The organism is Microbulbifer maximicatervae (SeqCode) (assembly GCF_052467695.1).
Window position 1 is genome coordinate 1353724 of the sequence record NZ_CP174320.1, and the last position, 18971, is coordinate 1372694.

The 18971-nt window shown below is 53.2% G+C and carries 16 protein-coding genes; 4 read left to right on the plus strand and 12 right to left on the minus strand.

Going from position 1 to position 18971, the window contains the following annotated elements:
- The first annotated feature begins 139 nt into the window (after window positions 1-139).
- Both hexR and ACJJI8_RS05880 read left to right on the plus strand, forming a co-directional pair.
- Window positions 140-994 carry a transcriptional regulator HexR gene (gene hexR / locus ACJJI8_RS05875; protein ID WP_282930602.1) on the plus strand — a complete coding sequence of 285 codons (855 nt, stop codon included), beginning with the start codon at window positions 140-142 and terminating at the stop codon, window positions 992-994.
- 117 nt (window positions 995-1111) lie between these two features.
- Window positions 1112-2371, plus strand: coding sequence for a multidrug effflux MFS transporter (locus ACJJI8_RS05880; RefSeq protein WP_444915142.1), 1260 nt, complete (start codon window positions 1112-1114; stop codon window positions 2369-2371).
- 10 nt (window positions 2372-2381) lie between these two features.
- Here ACJJI8_RS05880 and gstA read toward each other — a convergent pair whose 3' ends face one another.
- Window positions 2382-2987, minus strand: a complete 606-nt coding sequence (gene gstA / locus ACJJI8_RS05885) for a glutathione transferase GstA (RefSeq protein WP_444934516.1) — start codon at window positions 2985-2987, stop codon at window positions 2382-2384.
- 114 nt (window positions 2988-3101) lie between these two features.
- Window positions 3102-3497 carry a DoxX family protein gene (locus ACJJI8_RS05890; RefSeq protein WP_413663848.1) on the minus strand — a complete coding sequence of 132 codons (396 nt, stop codon included), beginning with the start codon at window positions 3495-3497 and terminating at the stop codon, window positions 3102-3104.
- 519 nt (window positions 3498-4016) lie between these two features.
- Here ACJJI8_RS05890 and ACJJI8_RS05895 point away from each other — a divergent pair.
- A complete protein-coding gene (locus tag ACJJI8_RS05895; RefSeq protein ID WP_282930598.1) occupies window positions 4017-5318 on the plus strand; it encodes a cation:proton antiporter in 1302 nt (433 codons plus the stop codon).
- Between the two features lie 13 nt (window positions 5319-5331).
- On the plus strand, window positions 5332-7188 hold the full coding sequence (locus ACJJI8_RS05900; protein ID WP_444934517.1) for a monovalent cation:proton antiporter-2 (CPA2) family protein: 1857 nt from the start codon (window positions 5332-5334) through the stop codon (window positions 7186-7188).
- 14 nt (window positions 7189-7202) lie between these two features.
- Here ACJJI8_RS05900 and ACJJI8_RS05905 read toward each other — a convergent pair whose 3' ends face one another.
- The 10 genes from ACJJI8_RS05905 to pdhA all read right to left on the minus strand — a co-directional run bounded on the left by ACJJI8_RS05905 (window position 7203) and on the right by pdhA (window position 18861).
- Window positions 7203-7553, minus strand: a complete 351-nt coding sequence (locus tag ACJJI8_RS05905) for an AraC family ligand binding domain-containing protein (protein ID WP_444934518.1) — start codon at window positions 7551-7553, stop codon at window positions 7203-7205.
- 44 nt (window positions 7554-7597) lie between these two features.
- Window positions 7598-9217, minus strand: coding sequence for a Na+/H+ antiporter (locus ACJJI8_RS05910; protein ID WP_413663851.1), 1620 nt, complete (start codon window positions 9215-9217; stop codon window positions 7598-7600).
- 365 nt (window positions 9218-9582) lie between these two features.
- Window positions 9583-10398: a class II aldolase/adducin family protein gene (locus ACJJI8_RS05915; RefSeq protein WP_444915139.1), complete on the minus strand. Its 816-nt coding sequence runs from the start codon at window positions 10396-10398 to the stop codon at window positions 9583-9585.
- A gap of 310 nt (window positions 10399-10708) precedes the next feature.
- Window positions 10709-11725, minus strand: coding sequence for a zinc-binding alcohol dehydrogenase family protein (locus ACJJI8_RS05920; RefSeq protein WP_444934519.1), 1017 nt, complete (start codon window positions 11723-11725; stop codon window positions 10709-10711).
- A gap of 156 nt (window positions 11726-11881) precedes the next feature.
- Complete coding sequence (locus tag ACJJI8_RS05925) at window positions 11882-12760, minus strand: alpha/beta fold hydrolase (protein ID WP_444934520.1); 879 nt, start codon at window positions 12758-12760, stop codon at window positions 11882-11884.
- 24 nt (window positions 12761-12784) lie between these two features.
- On the minus strand, window positions 12785-14614 hold the full coding sequence (glmS, locus tag ACJJI8_RS05930; protein ID WP_444934521.1) for a glutamine--fructose-6-phosphate transaminase (isomerizing): 1830 nt from the start codon (window positions 14612-14614) through the stop codon (window positions 12785-12787).
- 2 nt (window positions 14615-14616) lie between these two features.
- Complete coding sequence (locus ACJJI8_RS05935) at window positions 14617-15441, minus strand: DeoR/GlpR family DNA-binding transcription regulator (protein ID WP_444906820.1); 825 nt, start codon at window positions 15439-15441, stop codon at window positions 14617-14619.
- Window positions 15442-15560: 119 nt separating this feature from the next.
- Complete coding sequence (locus ACJJI8_RS05940; RefSeq protein ID WP_444934522.1) at window positions 15561-16778, minus strand: dihydrolipoamide acetyltransferase family protein; 1218 nt, start codon at window positions 16776-16778, stop codon at window positions 15561-15563.
- The gene (locus ACJJI8_RS05945; RefSeq protein ID WP_444906818.1) at window positions 16775-17770 is read right to left on the minus strand and encodes an alpha-ketoacid dehydrogenase subunit beta; all 996 of its coding nucleotides are present in this window, start codon (window positions 17768-17770) and stop codon (window positions 16775-16777) included. Before ACJJI8_RS05945 ends, ACJJI8_RS05940 begins: the two co-directional genes overlap by 4 nt.
- On the minus strand, window positions 17770-18861 hold the full coding sequence (gene pdhA / locus ACJJI8_RS05950; RefSeq protein ID WP_444906817.1) for a pyruvate dehydrogenase (acetyl-transferring) E1 component subunit alpha: 1092 nt from the start codon (window positions 18859-18861) through the stop codon (window positions 17770-17772). Before pdhA ends, ACJJI8_RS05945 begins: the two co-directional genes overlap by 1 nt.
- Window positions 18862-18971 lie beyond the last annotated feature (110 nt).

Genomic DNA, 18971 nt, shown 5'->3' on the forward strand with positions numbered 1-18971 from the left:
AAGATTGTACCAGAGCTGATGCACAAGACCTGTGTAAATAAACAGGATTTTGCCCTGCCTGACAATGTAATGTGATGTCGCTCGCCAGCAGAGGGCACAGCGGCTAAACTGCGCCATCTGGCATAGAGAAGGAAGTCCTGTGAAACCGGCGGAAGTAACGCAACGAATCAGTGAACAACTGTCATCCATGCGCAAATCAGAGCGCAAGGTGGCGGAGTATATTCTCGCCAACCCCGATGAAATCATTCATATGCGCATCGTCGACCTGGCTACTGAAGCCCAGGTGAGTGAACCTACCGTGGTGCGCTTTTGTCGCGCCGTGGGCTGCTCCGGATTCCAGGAGTTCAAGCTGAACCTGGCGCAGCAGCTGGCTTCCAGCCCCAGCTTCGGCCAGATTGCGGTTACGGAAACGGATACCATTGCCGAGTATAAGCGCAAGGTTTTCGACTCCACGGTGGATACCCTGCTGAAAGTCCGCGATAGAATTGACGACCGCGCCCTCGAGGCCGCTGTCACTGCGATGGCCGCTTCCAAGCGGGTGGAATTCTTCGGTTTTGGCGCCTCCGGTGCCGTCGCCGCCGATGCCCAGCACAAGTTCTTCCGCCTACAGTTGGCCACCGCTGCTCACTCAGACCACCACATCCAGAATATGTCGGCCATGTCCATGCAAGCGGGGGATGTAGTAGTAGCTATCTCCCAGAGCGGTCGCACCAAGGCGTTACTTCGCTCCATGAGCATGGCAAAAGAGCAGGGCGCTCTGGTGGTTGGTTTGGCACCCAGCGGCTCGCCGGTGGCACAACAAGCCAGCATCCCACTGGAAGTGGATGTGGAAGAGGATATTGAGATCTATACGCCGCTGTCCTCGCGTATCGCCCATCTGGTGGTAATCGATGTCCTCGCTATCGGTGTAGCCCAGCGCAAAGGTCCTCAGCTACAGGAGCACCTGTTGAAACTGAAACAGGGACTGTACACATTGCGGGAAGACAAGCACTAAACTCCCTGATATCCAAAGCGGGCAAGGGACAATGTGCCCGCCCGTTTCTACCAAAGCCATTTCCCGCCAATTGGGCTTTGCCGGGAAGATCCTTCCAGGCTGTACCTGAGCAACATAATGACATCCATCGCTTCTAACCCGGACGAGAAAGCCCCGCGCTGGCTAGTGGTGTGGCTGGCCGCACTCGTTTCTCTGACACCTTTTTCCATCGACAGCTACCTGCCGGCCATTCCGGCGATGGCGGCAGCCCTGGATACAGAAGTCGAGCGGATGCAGTACTCAGTGTCCAGTTTTCTGCTGGGCTTTGCCCTCGGACAACTGTTTGGCGGACCATTATCAGATCGCTGGGGACGGCGCCTTGTAGGAACTATCGGCCTCAGTATCTATATAGCCAGCTCCCTGTTAGTCCTGTTTACCGACCATGTAGACCAACTGATTATCCTGCGCTTCTGCCAGGCAGTTGGCGGCGGCTTTGCCACAGTAATCTGTGCTGCCATAGTGCGCGACCTACACAGTGGCCGTGAGGCGGCAAAAATTATTTCCCTGATTAGCACCATCATGCTGATTGCACCACTGATCGCCCCGGTGATCGGCTCCGCACTACTAGCCGTTGGCGGCTGGCAGAGTATATTCGTCTTTTTGTTACTGTACGCTCTGGCAATGCTCGTACTAGTACAGTTGCTTTTACCGGAGACCGTCTCCCGCTTTACCCGCGCACGCCGCCAGATGATGCCGCTAAAGTCTCTCGTGGGCAGCTACGGCCAGGTTTTGCGCAATCCCCGCGCTATTGGGTTCCTGATTGCACAGGCCTGTGTCAGCGGTTCGATGTTTATCTACATCACCACCGCGCCCTTTGTGTTTATGGATTACTTCGGTGTTAGCGCGAATCAGTTCCCACTGTTTTTTGGTATCTGCGTACTCGGGCTAATTTGCATGGTTCAGGTGAATATCCGCCTGCTGAACTTTTTTGAGCCGCGCAATATCCTGCTGGCGGGTATTGTGTTGCAGCTATTGGGTTGCGGCCTGCTGCTGCTGGGAACTATGACAGGAGTCAAAGAACTGACCCTGTGGATGATTCCCCTGGTACTGGTGATGAGCTGTATCGGTATTACCGGCCCCAATGCCGCCGCCTGTTATTTGGAGTTCTTCCCCAAAATCAGCGGTAGTGCCAACGCGCTATACGGCGCCGCTCTTTTTATTACCGGGGGGATACTGGGTGGACTGGCGAGCAGCCTGCACACCGGAACCCTGACACCTATTGCAGGATCTATGGCGGGCTGTGCTTTTGTGGCACTACTCTCTGCACTATTTATCGCGAAGGTTCGCCAACCGATCGAGTCCGATATCCCTGCGACCCGGCGCTTTACCCCGCGTTAACGACAGCTCTTTACACCGGCTCTAAACTTTCCTCCTGAAGCGCCCGCTGCACTGCGGGCCTTTCTTCCATTCTCTTTTGGAATGCTTGAAGCCGGGGCCACCGGGGCATATCAAACTGCTGATGTTTCAGCCAGCGAGAGAGAACATACAGGTAGGCATCGGCAACCGTGAAACCGTCTCCCATTAAGTAGTCTTTATCAAGCTGCCCTTCGATATAGTCAAACCAGCGGATAAGCCTAACCCGGGAATCCTCCTGTTCTTCTTCTGTACCATGCCAAAACAGTGGTTTGAATAGCTTGTGGACTTCAGCACTGAGGAAGTTGAGCCATTCGAGAAGCCGGTAATGGGCCAGGGTGCCCACTGGTGGCACCAGTTGCGCGTCGGGCTTTTGCTCCGCCAAAAACTGGACGATTGCCGGACCTTCTGTCAGTACTTCTCCGCCTTCCAGTTGCAGTGCCGGCACGTACCCTTTAGGACTAATCCTTGTAAAGTCGTCGCCGTTTTCCAGCTCGTGGGTTTTTAGATTGACCTTTTGCAGGCCCAGATTGATCCCTGCTTCACAAGCGACAATATGAGGCGATAGAGAGCAAACACCCGGTGCATAAAAAAGCTTCATGGTAATCCTGTTGAGTCATTACCTATATCCAGGCAGTATAGGCCCGGCTAATTTCTCCCCACTGAAGCTCGACTGAAACTGGCTTCAATTCCTCTCTACAACTGTTGCTGAAATCTACTTACCGCGTATCCAATGGTCCAGGCTAAAGCGACCGGCACCGGCACAGGTCAGAATCAGGAAACCACCGGCAATCGTGATATTTTTCATAAAGCTGGTCATTTCTGTTGCATCACCAGGGGACAGGTGTACCAGGAAGGCCGAAGCGAGACAGAACAGGAAAAGGACAAAAGCAGAAATCCGGGTGAATATCCCCAGTAACACCGCGAGTCCTCCCACCAACTCAATAACGATGACTAGGGGCAAAATGAAGCCGGGTATCCCCATGGAAACCATAAAGGCCTCTGTCATTTCGTAGCCGCCAATTTTATTCCAGCCGGCAAATATAAAGATCAGCGACATCAGTACCCGACCGATCAGCTTTGAGGTGTCGCACAACATCGAATGCTTCACTACTACTTCCTCAATTGCGCATTTATGGGTATGGACTATCAACCAGTGTAGACACTGTCGTGAAAATTCATGAGATAGTCGGTAGCTGCCTTTACTCAGGAGGGATAAAAACCACTAGATTGGCGTGATAATCATCCTTTTTATTTTCAATAGTCAGTAGAAATCTACTAATTGGCAGTTAGAAAGTAATGAAGTAATGTTTAAAAAGCTAAGGCGTTAATGAATTTTAGTGGGTAGGGGAAGTCGATCCGTTTGAGCGCAAAACTGAAAAATGCAGTTGTGTGGCGCCCTAGAGCCGCTACAATTGCGCGCCCATATAAAAGGGAGTTGGCCGCTTGTGCCCGCGCGACCCGCCCCGGTGTAATCCTGTTGCCCTAGATCCACTCCAAGGGAAATCGAGCAGCCTCTGCACGACTACAATAACGGCACACTCACCATCATATAAATTGCCGCCGGGGCGCTCCCCAAAATGGCATTAAACCATCCGAGAATATTTCAGCGCTGGAGTCCACACACGGCATGGAAGTTTATTACACCTTTTGTTTTCTTGCCGCCGTATCAGTTTTTCTGGGCTTCTTGAACCAATACGTATTGCGCGCCCAAACCACAATCGCTATTACCGCCGGTGCCCTGGCCCTATCACTATTGGTCACCGCCCTGGGCAAGTTGGGGGTGGTGGAGTTGCGCACCTGGGCAGATCAGCTTCTGCCGCTGCTCAACCTCGAGGATATTCTGCTCAAGGGAATGCTCGGGTTTCTGCTTTTTGCCGGCAGTTTGCATATCGATCTGTTGGAGCTGCGCAACCAGAAACTGGAGATCGGTCTTCTCGCCATTGTCGGTACCCTCATTTCCACCTTTGTGGTCGGGGCCCTTCTTTACTGGTTCCTGATGCTGATCAATATGCCGGTAGCTTTTGTTTACTGCCTGTTATTTGGTGCATTGATCTCTCCCACCGACCCTATCGCCGTACTGGCAATTATGAAAAACCTGAAGGCCCCTGAGCAGGTTTCCATTCAGGTGGAAGGTGAGTCCCTGTTTAACGATGGCTTCGGTATCGTGATCTTCGCGGTGATTTACGCACTCGCTTTCGAAGGCGGCCAACCCACGGTACCAGCAGTGGCTGAGCTATTCGCCATCGAGGCGCTAGGGGGCATATTATTGGGACTGATCATTGGTGGCGTTTTCCACTGGGCCATTTGTTGTACCAATGATCACAGCCTGGAATTGATGCTGACCATGGTTATCCCCACCGCCGGTTTTTCCCTGGCCAATGTACTCGGAGTCTCCGGCGCCCTGGCAATGGTGGTCAGTGGCATTATTATTGGCAACTTTACCCGCGAGCGCGGCTTTTCCCGGGTGAGCCAACACGAGCTGGATAATTTCTGGAGTATCACCGAGGACTTCCTCAACGGTTTGCTCTTCCTGCTGGTGGGCCTGTTCCTGATTACTATCGACCTGCGCCCCTCCGACTACCTGCTGATGGCAGTGGGCATTGTCATTGTTCTCACCGCCCGGGTTTTCGCTGTCGGCATACCCTTCCTGTATTTAAAAAGTCGCCGCAAGTACCACCCCTATACCAACCGGATTTTGATCTGGGGAGGGTTGAAAGGTGGTCTGGCATTGGCGCTGGCGATGTCGATTCCCGCCGGCAGTGCCTTCGTCCAGGGACAGGACCTTCGCTACCTGTGGGTGGTCATGACCTATGGCGTGGTGCTCTTTTCTATCGTCGTACAGGGCTCTACCATAGCGCCATTGATTCGTCGCAGCCGGGAGTTTTCTGAGCCCGAACGCGACGAGCCCCAGCAACCGACAGCCAAATAGCGATAACGATTAAATGGAACACTCCGGCTTCCTTATTGAGGCAGTAATTTTCATGGCTGCCGCAGTGATTGCGGTACCCATTGCCACCCGCCTGGGCCTGGGCTCAGTCCTCGGTTACTTACTCGCCGGTGTGGCCATAGGCCCAAGTGCCCTAGGCCTGGTCGGCGATGCCAGCGATGAGATGCACGTTGCCGAGTTTGGTGTTGCACTCATGCTGTTCCTGATCGGCTTAGAACTGCAGCCGAAGAAGTTGTGGAAAATGCGCGGTGCTATCCTCGGCACCGGTAGTGCCCAACTACTGTTTTCCGCTGCGGCCATCGCTGGATTGGTTCTCGCCTTTTCCGAGATGGATTGGCGCTCTTCGGTGGCTATCGGGCTGATCCTGGCACTGTCCTCAACTGCGATCGTATTGCAATCCCTCAGTGAAAAGGGCCTGCTGAAAAGCCAGGGCGGGCGCGCTGCATTTGCGGTACTTTTGTTCCAGGATATCGCGGTTATTCCCATCCTCGCGCTATTGCCACTGCTGGCAGGTACCGCTGCCAGCCCCCATGAAAGTGGCTTGAGTGGTTGGTATTACGCATCGGCAGTCATCGGCACCATGCTGGCTTTTATTTTCGCCGGGCGTTACCTCCTCGGTCCCTTACTGCGTCTAATGGCAGGCAGCCAAGTGCGCGAACTGTTTACCGTGAGCGCGCTACTTATCGTATTTGCCGCAGCTGCGGTAATGACCTGGCTGGACCTATCGCCGGCACTGGGTACTTTCCTCGCCGGGGTACTGCTGGCCGAGAGCGAGTTCCGCCATGAGCTGGAAGCGGATATACAGCCTTTTAAGGGCCTGCTGTTGGGTCTCTTCTTTATCGCCGTGGGTGCCAGCCTGAATTTCTCCCTGATCGCGGACAACCCGCTGGTGCTTATCGGATTAGCATTGGCGATGGTGCTGGTTAAATTTACCGTGCTGTTTGCCCTGGCGCGCACCTTGCGAATGTCAAAGGGCGAGGATTGGTTGTTCGCTCTGTCATTGGCGCAAGCCGGTGAATTCGGTTTTGTATTGGTAGCGTTCTCTACCCAGCTTCAGGTCCTGAGTGCGGACATCGGCAATCTGTTAGTAGCTCAAATTGCTCTGACCATGGCCCTGACACCAGTGCTGCTGCTGATCTACGAACAGTTTATCCAGCCTCGGTTTGTCACCGGCCCAGAGGTTCCCGCCAACATAGATACATCACCGCCTGTGGATTCGGGCTCACCGGTAATCATTATTGGCTACGGGCGCTTCGGGCAAATCGCCGGGCGACTTCTAAATGCCTGCGGTTTCAATACCACTTTACTCGAACGCAATGCAGAACAACTGGACCTGGTGCGCCGCTATGGTATCAAGGCTTACTACGGAGATGCCTCGCGAGAGGATCTGCTGCGCGCCGCCGGAGCCCAAAATGCAAAGCTGGTTATCCTGACCTTGAGCGACCAGGCCGCCTGTTTGGAAATTGTGGCCCAGCTGCAAAAACACTTCCCCAATGTGACCATCCTCGCCCGGGCCCGCAACCGTATGCACCAATATGCTTTGATGGAAGCCGGGGTCCGCTATATCTTCCGCGAGACCGTGGACTCGGCCCTGACCATCGGCGAAAAGGCGCTGGAACTATTGGGACTCAGTCCCATACAGGCGCGCCGCGCCGCCTTGAAGTTCAAGCAGCACGACCAGCGTATGCTGGAGGCACTTTTCCCCTACTGGCGCGATGAGTCCCAGCATATTGCGCAAAGCCGAATCTATCGCGAGCAGCTTTTGCAGGCGTTACAACAAGACCGCCGCGACAAGGACCTGCATCTGGATCACTACTGGGAAGAAGCCAAGCCCGAGATGGAAAAACAGTAAGCCGGTTATTCGCCCTAGGGGTTGTCATTAAGCACGACAATGGCAGCCCTGCCAGGACTCAGACTCTCGCTGATATGCCCCTTTCCGTGTAAATCATTGGCTAATAAGATATCTCCGGGAGCAAAGATATATTGTTCACCGGAGCTGGTTGTGAGCTTCACCCTGCCTTCAAGATAAAGAATAAACTGCGCCTGCGGGGCACAGTGCCAATCAAAACGCTGCCCTTCTCTAAACTCCCGGAACTGCACCTGCTTGGCGGGATAGGGGATTGAGTAATTACCCAGGGGCTCGCGCTGGGGACTGTCTATTTTTCTTTTCTGAAAACGGGACACCCCATTAACTGAACACAGCTCTACAAACTCCATATCAAGTTTTCACCAATTTAAGCGTATCTATTACAAGAGAAAATTTATTCTTTGTTAATTAAGCTCGCCTCTACCAGATCGACCTCCAAAACCAATTTGCGGTGGAGCTCATCATCAATCTTCCTGGAGACACGCAATTCCAACAGTTGTTCGCGCTCAGCAGAAAGTGCGGCAAGGTGGTAATGACGCTCAACCCTGGAACGCATCCAGATAATATCCTCGCTTTCATCTTCTCCTAGGGTTATGCGCCGCCGATAAATAGCCAAAAGGTGATCCACCGCCTCAAAAGCGAGATCGCGATCTTTTTCGCCTCGATCAATATCATGACGCATATTCATTAGCTGATTCACTGCTGCTGTGGCAGCAGATATTCGCGCACCTTTTTCATCACCGATAGCGGCAAAATTGGGGGCTTCGGGTAAACGGCGCAGTAGAACAGGCAATAAAAAACTTGCCAGCAATAAGGAAAGCAAAATAACGCCCATTGCAATAATCAGGGCTAAATCACGGCCGGGCAACGGCTTTCCATCTGTCATAGCGAGGGGAAGGGAAAAGGCTCCCGCCAATGTAATCGCCCCTCTTACCCCGGCGATGGTCAACACGCTAACCAATAAAAAATGGGTACCAAAAGATTCTACTTTCTGCCCAAAACGTGAGAGATATAGGGAGACCCATACCCACACAAATCTCAGGAGAAGTAGTACAACAAATATTGCCAGGACATAAAAAATTATTGTTAAGTCACCAGTGTGGCGCGCGCCGGAGAAATCCGCTCCGGTAATTCGAACCAATTGCTCTCCCAACAAAACAAAAATAATACCGTCAAGAACTGCTTGTACTGTTTTCCATACTGCACGACGGTCCATCCGTGTAGTCGACATTTCCGCACCGTGTAAGGTGGTATAGTGAGTCGCAATTCCAGCACTGGCAGCCGCCAAAATACCCGATACCTGTAAAGTATGGGCGGCGATATATGCCGCAAAGGGCACTAATAAGCTCACTAGAACTTGTACAGTAGTGTCCTCACCGCCAATTCTGACCAGCAGACGCAAAATATATCCACAGGCAAATGCCGCTCCAGCACCAATAACCACACCGCCGATAGCGACCCAGAAAAAACCAGCCAGTGCGTGGGGAAATGAAAAGGTCCCGGTGAGGGCAGCAATCACTGCAAAACGGAAAATATCCAATCCCGAGGCATCATTAAACAGGGACTCTCCGGCGAGGATATGCTCCAGCCGTGGTGGCATAGACGTTCCACCGTGGACCACCGATACCGCCACAGGATCGGTCGGTGCCAAAATTGCCGCTACTGCAAAAGCCACCGCCAGTGGCATGACAGGCACCAACCAGGAAATAAAATACCCCATACCCACAACGGTAAAAAGCACCAATCCAATAGCCAAGGTAACAATGGCACCGATATCTCGAAACAGAGCGCCTTTCGGTATTCGCCAACCGGCAATAAACAATAAGGGCGGAACAAACAGCAGGAAAAAAATTTCTGGCTCGAGGGGTATTTCTATTCCCAAAAAGCTACCCAGTATTGCTCCCGCAGCAATTTGCAATAGAGGCAGTGGAATAGGTAAAGGCAACAGGCGCGCAATAACCAGGGTAATGGCCACAACTAACAACAGCACCAGCGCAATAACCAGATAGTGCATTACTCGCTACAGTTCCCTGTGACGCCTTATTGAAATAGATCTCTATCGAGTAACTAGGGAGCCTCTGAATAACTCCGTAATGCCTCTGCGGGTCTTGAAGGCTGCAGATGTTAGGCGCAGCTCGCCGCGAATGGCCGTAGCCCTTTGCAAGAGCTGCAACGCAGCAGATGTGGCCTTCAAGGCCCGCCCTTCGGGGCTTGCAGAGGTATCATGGAGTTATTCAGAGGCTCCCTAGTGCTGTTCACTCAATATCAGGAAGTTTATGCGAGAATAGAAAACAGGGAATAAATTCTGAGAAAAAGTGCCGGCGCTTTGCAGCGCTCCAAAAAATTACTCTGCAAATTTGGCAGAGTTTTGGAGTTTCTTTACTCAAACATATCCGGCTGTTCTTTTGCAATTACATTGTAAAGAGGCTGAAAGCTAAATAATCCCGCCAGTTCAGTTCCCACAACCGCCCGGGTTCGTATTGCCACCTCTGGATCGATCAAAATAGGCTGCCCAGCTGCTTGCGCCAGTAACTGAGCCTGGCAGCTTTTTTCCATAGTGATATACCACCAGGCAGCTTCATCGACGGATTTACCCACCGTCAGTAAGCCGTGATTCTGCAATATCAGTGCTTTGTGGTTACCCAAGGCTTTAGCAAGGGCCGCACCTTCTCCCATTTCCAATACCACGCCGGAAAAAGTATCCAACAAACCGTGGTCCTGATAAAAGGCACAAGCATCCTGGGTAATGGGATCCAGAAGGCGCCCGAGAGTAGACCAACTTTTCCCATAAAGGGAATGAGCGTGCGCAGCGGCTATCACATCCGGGCGGGTTTTATGGATGTGAGAATGAATAGTAAAGGCTGCGCCATTAAGGTAACCATCCCCCTCAACCACCTCTCCTTGATGATTGACCAGCAACAGTTGTGACATCGTCATCTGTTTAAAGGAAACCCCCATGGGGTTGACCCAAAAATGATCGTCATATTCCGGGTCACGGACAGTGATATGACCGGCTACGCCTTCATCAAAACCAAATTTTCCAAACAGCCGAAAAGCCGCCGTCAGCTTTCTCTTGCGCTCTTCACGAACTTGTTCTGGCGGCTGGGTTGGCTCGCCAAGCAACATATTGATGTCGCCATTCATAACAGCAGCATCAATACCGGTTTTTGTTTTATTTTTTTCTGTCGTAGCCACCTAGCGGCCCTCTCATCTTTGAAAAATGCCGAGGCATGGTTATAGCATGACTTTTATTTTCTATGCGAGGATTAATAACTTAATAAAATGGTGACTGCATAATGCGGAAAAATATAAAAGTGACTTTGATGTCTTTTCTATCAGTTTATTTTCGCCCTGTAGAAATATAAGCAAAAATTTACTGCCAAATAATGAAAAATAAGTATCTTGCACTTAGTTTCTTTTATCGAATAATTAGGACTGCTTACTCAAAGTAAATTCCCACCCAGATGTCATACATATGACCCTGAGTAGGAGAGAGTTTACTCTATCAAAAACCTTCCAGGACTATCTTTCCTTTTGCAGCCTGGGATTCGATAAGCTGATGCGCTTTTAAAAGATTATTTGCGTTTATTTTCCCAAAATTCTGCCCCATAGTGGTTTTAATTAATCCCTGGTCAATTAATTCCGCAAGTTCATTCAACAGAACATGCTGGGCAACCATATCCTCGGTAGAAAACAGCGCGCGAGTAAACATAAACTCCCAGTGAAGAGACACACTCTTCTGCTTCAGTGCCATAACATCCAAGGAGGCGGGGTCGTCAATCAAACCAAACTTCCCTTGAGGTCTGATACTTTTGATAATTTCCGCCAAGTGCTCTTCGGTATTAGTGAGGCTAACGACATAGTCGACGCCATCGATGCCTTCGCGGCTTAACTGTTCGCTAAGAGACTGCCGATGATTGATCACATGGTGGCTTCCAAGCTCTTCAAGCCAGCTTTTGGTTTCGGGGCGGGAAGCAGTACCTATCACAGTCAAATTGGTCAGACGACGGGCCAACTGGATCATAATCGAACCCACGCCACCAGCGGCACCAATGATCAGCAGTGACTTGTTGTTTGCCCCTTTACCCACCGCAACTTGCAGGCGGTCGAATAGCATTTCCCAAGCGGTAATCGCAGTGAGAGGCAGCGCCGCTGCCTCGGCACAGCCAACCGTCTTGGGGGCAGTACCAACGATTCTCTCATCCACCAGCTGGTACTGGGCATTGCTGCCGGAACGGGAGATATCGCCCGCATACCAAACCCGATCGCCAACCTTAAAGAGTCCCGCTTCCGGGCCTACCGCTTTCACTATGCCCACAGCATCCCAGCCAAGTACTTTCCACTGACCGCTATCCGGGCTGGCCCGCTGCCTCACTTTAGTATCTACCGGGTTAACTGAAACGGCCTGTACTTCTACCAGCAGATCCCGGCCGGAGACTTGCGGTATGGGGAGGGTTATATCCTGTAGCGCTTCTTTATCACTGCTTGGCAGAGACTGTTGATAACCGACGGCCTTCATCATCAGTTTTATCCTTTTCCAATGGGGTAACGGGTGTGAAGGTATCTTAAAAAGGAATATCCACAGGAGAAACTGCCTTCTCGCAGAAGCTGTTTCAATTATTTTTTTAAATTCCAGTAACTATGGATAACTCTATCCACAGTTATCCACAAAGCTGAACTAGGGCACGGGGAAATGGCTATCTGTGGAAAACTTGAGAAGGAATTTACTCACCAGGGCATTAAATCTGTGTGGCGCTTCCAGAAACGGGAAATGGCTTCCTCCTTCCGCCACATCAAAGATCTCAAGCCTGGAACCCACAATTTGCTGGTGAATCCACTGCTGGCACTCTATTGGGTGTGGACTGGCACGACCGAAAGCCACTAGCGTCGGCTTATCAATCCTGGGGATAAAATCCCGCCAGTCCTTTGTTACGTTATCCACAAAAAGCTTTGCAGCCCAGCGACGGGGACACTGCAGGTTAACCGCAACCAGCTCATCCCGTTGGGTTTTCCCCATTAAAGGCGTGACCATAGACATAAGAATTTGGCGGGTGGCCTCAGCACCTTTTTTTCCAACCAAGTTATCCACAAACTGGAAGAGGCTCTCCGGGGTCAGTATGCCTCCAGCGGCCAATCGCTCCGCTTCACTCCAGGCGGGATCTGCCAGTAGACAGGGGGGTTCATCGATTAGCACTAGTGCACTGACCCTATCCCCACCAAACATTTCCAGGTAGCTCCATATCACCGAGCAGCCGGCGGAGTGGCCGAGTAAATGAAGGGGTTCCTGTTGCAGACTTGAGATCAGCTCTTGCAAGTCCTTGGCGAGGCGGGAAATTCGATAGCCATGATTGGGCTTGTCAGACTGACCATGACCACGCATATCCAGCGCGATCACACGAAACTGATCGCTGAGCCCTGCGAGCTGATGTTTATACAACACCGCCCCCTGGGACCAGCCGTGTAGCATCAATAATATGGGGCCGCTGCCGACCTCTAGATAGCGCAGGGTGACGCTATCAGAGGTAGTAAATTCACACAGCTTTACTCGCTTGTGCATAAACCTTTTGCGGCAGGTGAACGGTTATTCAACCGTGACTGATTTAGCCAGGTTTCTGGGTTGATCCACATCCGTACCTTTTAGCAACGCCACATGGTAACTCAATAGCTGCAGCGGCACGGTGTAGAGAATCGGCGCCAGACTCTCTGGGGAATCTGGAACTTCCACCACGGTAACACCTTCTTCACTGGTAAATCCGGCCTTGGGGCTGGCGAAAACAAACAGTTGCCCACCCCGCGCACGCACTTCCTGTAAATTGGATTTGAGTTTTTCCAGCAGCTCATCATTGGGGGCAACGACAACCACGGGCATATCGCCGTCCACCAGTGCCAGGGGGCCGTGCTTCAATTCACCGGCGGGATAGGCCTCTGCGTGGATATAGGAAATTTCCTTCAGTTTTAGAGCGCCCTCCAGAGCAATGGGGAATTCGACACCACGCCCCAAGAAAAGCGCGTGGTTCTTCTCTGCAAAGGCCTTGCTGGTGTTTTTAACCACCTTATCCAGACCGGTAAAACTCTCCATTAGCTCAGGTAACTGGTGCAAGGCGCTGACCAGCTCAGCTTCACGCTCCGCCGACAGTCCATTGACCTTGGCGAGGGCGATACAGAACAGTTGTAATGCTACCAATTGGGTCGTAAAGGCTTTGGTCGAGGCCACACCAATCTCAGGGCCCGCCTCGGTCATTAGCGATAGCTCAGACTCTCGCACCAATGAGCTGTTGGGCACATTGCAGATGGTCATGGAGGCCAGGTAGCCCAGGTCCTTGCCCTGGCGCAGGGCGGCGAGGGTATCGGCCGTTTCTCCGGATTGGGAAATACTCACAAACAGGGTTCCCCGGCGCACCACTTTCTTACGGTAGCGCAGTTCACTGGCCACCTCCACCGAGCAGGGAATACCGGCCCAGTCCTCCAGCCAATAGCGGGCTACCATTCCCGCATGGTAACTGGTGCCACAGGCTACTATCTGTACCTGCTCCACCTTGGGCAAAATCTCCTGGGCGCGGGCACCGAGGGCCTGGGCCAACACTGAGCGCTCACCGATACGGCCCGCCAGAGTGGCTGAGACCACCTGGGGCTGCTCGAAAATCTCTTTCTGCATAAAGTGGCGGTAGCGCCCTTTATCGGTAGCTTCATGACCGCCGGTCAACTTGTGCACCGGGCGACTGACTTCCTCTCCCAACTTGTCTCGAACTGCGATGCCACCGCGACGCACTTCCGCCACATCGCCCTCTTCGAGGAATATAAAGCGATCAGTCACCTGGCGCAGGGCCATAGGATCAGAGGCAATAAAGTTCTCTTCAATACCCACTCCAAGGACCAGCGGACTACCAGAGCGGGCACAGGCCAAAACTTCCGGCTCTTCATGACTAACCACCGCGAGGGCGTAGGCACCTTCCAGTATATGCGTGGCTTCAGTCACAGAGTCGACCAGGCTGCGGCCCTCAGAACTTAATGAGTGAATAAGGTGAACCACAACTTCAGTATCGGTTTCAGACTCAAACTCATAACCTTTTCCCTGAAGCTCTGAACGCAATTCCTGATGGTTTTCGATAATGCCGTTGTGAACCAGAGCGATATGGCCTGACAGATGGGGATGGGCATTTTCATCGGAGGGAACACCGTGAGTAGCCCAACGGGTATGGGCAATGCCAATATGGCCCTCGGCGCTTTCCTCACTTAATTTGGCTTCCAAATCTGCGACCTTGCCCAGGCTTTTGCGCAATTGCAGCTGGCCATCTCCACTGCTTAAGCAGACTCCGGCTGAGTCGTAACCGCGATACTCCAAACGGCGCAGCCCTTCCAGAAGAATCCCCGTCACATTGCGCTGTGCCAGCGCACCTACGATTCCGCACATAATTATTTCCTCATTAACCCGGGAGTCTCGCCGCCCATTAACATTTCAGGCTGAGCGCCTCTGCTCCTGTCTTCAGCGGCACAAATGAGCTGGATACCCAGCTGCTCCAGTTTTTGGCCCACGGCGTCCGCCAGGCCATCATCAGTTACCAAGATATCGACCTGCTCCCAGGACAATTCCAGATTGGGAATCCGCTTCCCCACTTTACTGGACTCCGCCAGTACAACCACTTCCCGCGCAACTTCCGCCATTACGCGGGAGAGGCCAATTTGTTCATTAAATGTACAGGTGCCGCGTTGCAAATCGATTCCATCGGCACCAATAAAAGCGCGATCGAAGTCGTATCCTCTCAGTACCTGTTCTGCAACCTGCCCCTGGAAGGCCTCAAAGTGTGGGTCCCAGGTGCCTCCGGTCATCAACAGCGTCGGTTCGTTTTCAAGTTCGCGCAGTGCATTGGCCACATGCAGCGAGTTAGTCATCACCACTAGGCCGCGCTTGCTTTCAAGCTCAGGAATCATTGCCGCCGTGGTGCGACCGTAATCGATCACAATTCGGTGGTGATCCGGTATCAGCTCAGCAGCGGCTCGACCAATGGCCCGCTTACTCCCAGAGGGCCCTTCTTCATTGACCAACTCCCTCGGCACCGGGATAGCACCACCGTGGCGGCGCAGCAACAAGCCGTGATTTTCCATTGCCGTCAGATCCTTTCGAATCGTAACTTCCGAAGTTCCGAACTGCCGCGCCAATTGCTCGACAGTGGTCTCTCCTACTTCATTTAGCAAGTGGAGAATACCGTGGCGGCGCTGTTGGGTGTTGCGTTTGGACATAGGCAGATAAGTTTCATTTCGAAACTTAAAGATAGCAAAACGAAACTAAAGTTCCCACAACTTTTATCAATAACCATTACTCAACTGATTAAATACCGGTATAGGACTCACTCAGGCTGTTAGAGGGACAAAGTTTCCAACATTGTCTGAAGAAAGCGCGCCAACTCTCCACCGGTAACGGCCCGGTGATCGGCACTGATAGAGAGAGGGAGTAAGGGGCGAAGTGCCGGCCATCGATTGACCACCACAACTCCCTGGCACACCCTCCCGGCACCGACAATGGCAACAGTGGGCGGCATGACTACTGGGGTGGCATAGCGACCGGCTATGGAGCCGAAGTTGGAGAGAAGTATGCTTGCCCCCTGAAGGTCTCGCTGGGCGATTCCGGTCTCGCGGGCCTGGTGCTTAAAGTCCGCCACCTGCTGGAGCAGATCTTCATCAGTACGCTGGGCGACATCCCTGAGTACCGGCACATAGAGTCCTCGTGGAGAATCCACTGCTAAGCCAATATTGATACTGCCCTGCGGCGCCAGCTTCTCATCCTGATACAGGGCATTGAGGGTAGGTTCCGCCTCACAAGCTTCCTGTACTGCACGAATCAATCTCAGCAGCGCCGGAGCACTACCCCACCAGTTGGAAATATCCGCATCGTCACACAGCGTTATCTGCTTTACCTCATCTCGCGCTCGGCTCATGGACAAACCCATTGCGCGACGTGCAGGCGTCATGACTTCGGACTCAGAATCGAATTGGGGTGCAACGGCTGTAGTTTGTACGGCAGAAGCGCGGGCAGGTGATGGATGCTGCCCCTTCGCCACAGTTTTGGGCTTTGTTCCCGGCCCCACCGCAGTAAGTACCTGGGCTTCCGTTACCAGTGCACCCGCTGGTGATATTGACTGTAAATCTACCCCCAAACGCCTGGCCAGGGCCCGTACTCTCGGGGTGGCCAGGCGCTTTAAGCCCACCTCCGGCCCCCGCTCAGCCCCCAATACACCTTGCCCTTGCTCTATTTTTCCCACCACCGTACCGCTGTCGGCCCGAGGACTAGTCTCTTGTTCCGATTCTTCAGCTTGAGTGGGCGGGCTTTCATCTGCGACTTCTCCCTCGGCCATAAATCCCACCAGGGGATCGCCAACATTCACGGTCTCATCCACTGCCGCAAATAGCTTCTCAATAGTGCCGCCCCAAGGAGCCGGCACTTCCACCAAGGCCTTAGCGGTTTCCACTGTCACCAGAGTTTCATGGGCAGCTATGGTATCTCCCTCTCTGACATGCCACTCCCGCACTACCGCATCGGGCAGACCTTCACCGAGATCCGGAAGGGTAAAAGTCTTCATTGTGGCCCTCCGTTGGCGTAGTCCAGCACTTCCTGTACGGCCGACAAAATACGCGGCACTCCGGGTAGATACTCATCCTCCAGTTGATAGTAGGGCATCACTGTATCGAAACCGGTCACCCTCTGTACCGGTGCCTTTAAAAGATCGAAGGCATACTCATTAATCTGTGCGATCACCTCGGCACCCAGGCCACAGAACCTGGCCGCCTCGTGCACAACGACACAGCACCCGGTTTTCTCCAGGGAGTCTATTACCGTGTGGATATCCAGGGGTTTCAGGGTGGCCGGGTCGATAACCTCAGCCTCTACCCCTTCCTCTGCGAGCTGCTCTGCGGCTTGCAGGGTCTCTTTGAGGGAAGCGCCCCAAGCGATAAGCGTTATATCGCGGCCCTCCCGCAACACAAAGGCGCGATCCAGTGGCAGAGCCTCGCCAGTGTCGGGCACTTCCTGGCGAACGGCTCGGTAAATACGTTTGGGCTCCAGGAAAATGACCGGGTCCGGGTCTCTAATTGCCGCCAATAGTAAACCGTAAGCCCGTGCAGGAGAGGAGGGCACCACAAGGCGCAGACCTGGAATATGGGCGAACAGGGCCTCAGTGCTCTCGGAGTGATGCTCCGGTGCATGGATTCCACCTCCATAGGGGGCCCGATAGACAATCGGACAGGAGAGGCGGCCGCGAGTGCGATTGCGATAGCGCGAGGCGTGGCTGAGGATCTGATCGAGACCGGGATAGATAAAACCCATAAACTGGAATTCAGCCACCGGTCGCAGGCCCTGCACCGCCATACCGACAGCCATTCCGGCAATCATGGTCTCGGCCAGGGGGGTATCCATCACCCGGTCCCGGCCAAACCTGGCCTGTAACCCCTCGGTTGAGCGAAATACGCCACCGTTCAGACCAACATCTTCACCAAATAGAACCACCATCGGGTCTGCTTGCATCTCGTAAGCCAGAGCCTGGGTGACAGCCTCGACCAAAGTTATCTCAGCCATTAGCTATCTCCCTGCAACTGTTGATACTGCTCCAGAAAAGGCTCCGGCAACTTTGCATAGAGGTGGTCGAATATTGCTGTGGCGGCATCTCTGGGGGTTTCCCGGTAGATGTGGACCGCTCTCTCCAGCTTCTGTGTCAGCTCCCGTTGCATCTCTTCTTCCTGCGCATCATCCCAGGCACCGCAGTTTTCCAGGTAGGATCGCAGGCGCCGCAAAGGCTCTCGGGACCAGGCTTCACTGACATCTTTTTTGGGCTGGTAGCGACTGGCATCATCGGCGGTGGTGTGGTCACACAGGCGATAGCTGATCGCCTCGATCAGAGCTGGGCCAGCACCACTGCGCGCCCGCTCCACGGCATCACCCACCGCCTCACGAACGGCAATCACATCGTTGCCGTCTACCTGCAAGCCGGGTATGCCGGCGGCAATAGCCTTCTGTGCCAGAGTCTTACAGGCAGTTTGCTCATCTCGCGGTAGGGAAATGGCCCATTGATTGTTGTTGATAACGATCACTAGAGGCAGGTGCCAGTCCCCAGCCAGGTTTATCGCCTCGTAAAAGTCTCCCCGCGAAGTAGATCCATCGCCGCCGGTCGAAACAGCGACGCGCATGGGTTCACCGAAATGCTCATGTTTATATTTCAGAGCAAAGGCTACACCGGCACCGTGCAACATCTGGGTGGCTATAGGCACACTCAAGGGCAAATCTTCGCGGCTATGGCGAAAGTTCTGCCCCCGTTCATCGCCCCCCCAGATCGCGTAGATCTCTTCGATAGTGACGCCCCGCTCCAAAAGAGCACCGGTCTCCCGGTAATTGGGGCAATAGATATCCTCTTTGGCCATGGCGGCTGCGAGACCAACACCAATAGCTTCCTGGCCGAGGCTGGAGGGATAGGTACCAAGTTGACCGGTACGCTGCATTTTTACCGCGCGATCATCCACCATACGAGCCAACGTCATCTGGCGGTAGTAAGCAATCAGGGTATCCGGGGTGGCAAATTCCGGTAGGGCTTGGGTCGTCTGTCCCTGTTCATCCAAATATTGCAGCGAAGCAATATCAAAACTGGCAAGCAGCTGTAATCTGGGCTTGTGCATCGGGCCATTCCTTTTGTTCCCGAAGCGCAAGTTTAATGGATAGGGTGGCTATCAACAGGCGTGGAGAGGAAAGGCCCGCCGGAATTACAGTTTCCGAGGGGCAATCCAAT

Bases quoted from the DNA above. Each gene is read 5' to 3' on its own strand.
- ACJJI8_RS05910 (WP_413663851.1), bottom strand. From the start codon at position 9,217: ATGCACTATCTGGTTATTGCGCTGGTGCTGTTGTTAGTTGTGGCCATT.
- ACJJI8_RS05905 (WP_444934518.1), bottom strand. From the start codon at position 7,553: ATGGAGTTTGTAGAGCTGTGTTCAGTTAATGGGGTGTCCCGTTTTCAG.
- ACJJI8_RS05880 (WP_444915142.1), top strand. From the start codon at position 1,112: ATGACATCCATCGCTTCTAACCCGGACGAGAAAGCCCCGCGCTGGCTA.
- glmS (WP_444934521.1), bottom strand. From the start codon at position 14,614: ATGTGCGGAATCGTAGGTGCGCTGGCACAGCGCAATGTGACGGGGATT.
- ACJJI8_RS05945 (WP_444906818.1), bottom strand. From the start codon at position 17,770: ATGGCTGAGATAACTTTGGTCGAGGCTGTCACCCAGGCTCTGGCTTAC.
- ACJJI8_RS05925 (WP_444934520.1), bottom strand. From the start codon at position 12,760: ATGCACAAGCGAGTAAAGCTGTGTGAATTTACTACCTCTGATAGCGTC.
- pdhA (WP_444906817.1), bottom strand. From the start codon at position 18,861: ATGCACAAGCCCAGATTACAGCTGCTTGCCAGTTTTGATATTGCTTCG.
- ACJJI8_RS05900 (WP_444934517.1), top strand. From the start codon at position 5,332: ATGGAACACTCCGGCTTCCTTATTGAGGCAGTAATTTTCATGGCTGCC.
- gstA (WP_444934516.1), bottom strand. From the start codon at position 2,987: ATGAAGCTTTTTTATGCACCGGGTGTTTGCTCTCTATCGCCTCATATT.
- ACJJI8_RS05920 (WP_444934519.1), bottom strand. From the start codon at position 11,725: ATGATGAAGGCCGTCGGTTATCAACAGTCTCTGCCAAGCAGTGATAAA.
- ACJJI8_RS05940 (WP_444934522.1), bottom strand. From the start codon at position 16,778: ATGAAGACTTTTACCCTTCCGGATCTCGGTGAAGGTCTGCCCGATGCG.
- ACJJI8_RS05895 (WP_282930598.1), top strand. From the start codon at position 4,017: ATGGAAGTTTATTACACCTTTTGTTTTCTTGCCGCCGTATCAGTTTTT.
- ACJJI8_RS05935 (WP_444906820.1), bottom strand. From the start codon at position 15,441: ATGTCCAAACGCAACACCCAACAGCGCCGCCACGGTATTCTCCACTTG.